Genomic DNA, 2,142 nt, shown 5'->3' on the forward strand with positions numbered 1-2,142 from the left:
TCCTCCAATACTTACAATCTTTGCTAAGTCTATGGTTTGAGTATGAATCTTTTTAATCCTTTCATTATAAGTTCCCTCTACTTGAGATTCTTTATTGTTATGTATGGTTTGAGTGAAGTTATGCTTAATGAGTTCTTCATAATCTTTTTGTGCTTGAAGATAGATGTGTTCTTGTTCTTTAAGATTTGAAAGCGTGATTTCATTAAATCCAGATTCTATGAGATTGTGATGAGAGTTTGTATTCTCTGCTTGCAATGCACTGCTATTATTAAGAGTTCTTGCACTTAAACTTGTTTGATGAGCATTTAAAGGGAGGGGAGGATTGAAATTAATCTGAATCCAACTCAACTCATTACCTTATTTTGTATCAAGGCTTCTTTAATGGTATGGCGATTTACTTCACTTGCACCTAAATGATAAAAATGTTCAATTAATTTTAATTTAAAATTATTCCAATATTCGTTCATATATTGATTTTGTCGATAAACATTGCTATGCCAAGTTGAGAGAAGAAATTGAGCTTTCGTATTTTTAAGGATTTTGTAAAGTTCTCTTTCATTGCTTTCGCTCCACGCATTGAAATAATCGCTATGCCTATCGATATAAGGCGGGTCGCAATAGATAAAGTCATTTTTCTTTGCTTCTTGCAAAACCAAAGAAAAATCGCAGATTCTAAATTCATAGTCGCTGTGCTGTATCAGTCTAGCTACCGCATCGATTTGATTAGTGATTTTGGTGATATAGGCGGCGGAAAATCGAGCGTCTTTTTTGCAATAAGGCACATTGAATCTGCCTTTGGAATTAAACCGCATTAAACCATTAAAACAACTCCGATTAAGAAACAAAAAGTCAAAAGGACTATGGGTTTGGTTAAATCTCTCCCTCACTTTCAAGTAATGTTCTTGCCCCACTTTTTGTAAAATATCTCCTTCGTATTGCAAATACTTTCGTGCGGAATCTTTTGTAATGACACCTTGCTGAATCGCTTGATAAAAAGCAATAATATGGGGGTTATTGTCGCTGAAAATCGCTCTTTTAGGAGCAAGGTTAAACCCAACAACACCACTGCCCATAAAAGGTTCAAAATATATGCCCTTTTTATTCCAAGTTTGAAAAATATCTCTTATGTGAGGAATAATTTTAGATTTTATCCCTTGAATCTTAAGCGGTGGGATAAGGGTTTTGGGTGAGACTATCGCATTCATTGACTTTTACCTCTATAAGTTAGGTATTCGCTAAGTTTTGTGATGTTTTTGGTTTTGCCTTGAGAATCGGTAATAGTGATTTTCCCATAGTTTATCCAATAATCATCAAATAGAGACTCTCCTAAATCCGCAAACACTCCTTTTTCATTCAAAATATCATCTATATTCTTAATGCTTCCTATATTGGCAGTGTTGCCACTTCCGCTACAATCACTCGCGATTTTATATTTTTCTACAAAAAACAAGGTCAAATTTTGAATCACAGATTGAATCTTGCCCAAATCATCAAGCTTGTATCGTTTTAATTCATCAATTTTCACCCTATCATAAATCACCCCCAAACAAAAATGTCCTAAATAGTCTTTGTAGGGGAATTGTATGTTTTTGTTTGATTCTCTATTTTTAAAATATTCGCCGTGAGAGCCTAAAGTAAAGCCATTACAGAGTTTTGGGTTATTTTCATTGCGATAAGTTGTTTTTAAATCAATCGCATATTTAATAGTAGAATCTTTTTGGGATACAAACGATAAATCAGGATAATAATTTTGATGATAAGGTAAAACAACATTAAAATGATGTGTTTTAGCAAATTCTAGGATATAAGGGAAAATATGGATTTCTAAAATTTTAGAAATTACTTTAGTGTCGTTAGAAAGCGAAAATATGTGTGTATCGCTATCAATAAAACCTTTGATTTTCCATTGATGATTAGGTTGGCAAATCTTGGATTCTAAATTTGATAAAAAATCTCTAAAGCTTTCTATAAAGGCTTTTTTATTCACCCTTGTCTCCTCGCATACTAAAATTCTTGACGACGAATCTTATTTTCTTTCTCCATAACAACTCCTTAAAGATTTATTTAATAATGTTTGGGTTGCCAATCATTAGAGGTATCATCAGTAGATTCTAATTCTCCTTTTTCTACGAGCATATTGAG

The 2,142-nt window shown here is 32.8% G+C and carries 2 protein-coding genes and 1 pseudogene; all 3 read right to left on the minus strand.

The window, feature by feature from the left end:
* A pseudogene (locus tag LS66_RS09905) lies at nucleotides 1-348 on the minus strand (hypothetical protein); the annotation flags it as partial.
* Nucleotides 345-1,205: a Dam family site-specific DNA-(adenine-N6)-methyltransferase gene (locus LS66_RS09910; RefSeq protein ID WP_034368469.1), complete on the minus strand. Its 861-nt coding sequence runs from the start codon at nucleotides 1,203-1,205 to the stop codon at nucleotides 345-347. The pseudogene LS66_RS09905 and the gene LS66_RS09910, both read right to left, overlap by 4 nt.
* Nucleotides 1,202-1,987: an EcoRV family type II restriction endonuclease gene (locus LS66_RS09915; RefSeq protein WP_011115083.1), complete on the minus strand. Its 786-nt coding sequence runs from the start codon at nucleotides 1,985-1,987 to the stop codon at nucleotides 1,202-1,204. Before LS66_RS09915 ends, LS66_RS09910 begins: the two co-directional genes overlap by 4 nt.
* Nucleotides 1,988-2,142 lie beyond the last annotated feature (155 nt).

Source organism: Helicobacter sp. MIT 03-1614, from assembly GCF_000762925.2.
GTDB classification, from domain to species: Bacteria; Campylobacterota; Campylobacteria; order Campylobacterales; family Helicobacteraceae; genus Helicobacter_C; species Helicobacter_C hepaticus.

Bases quoted from the DNA above. Each gene is read 5' to 3' on its own strand.
- LS66_RS09910 (WP_034368469.1), bottom strand. From the start codon at position 1,205: ATGAATGCGATAGTCTCACCCAAAACCCTTATCCCACCGCTTAAGATT.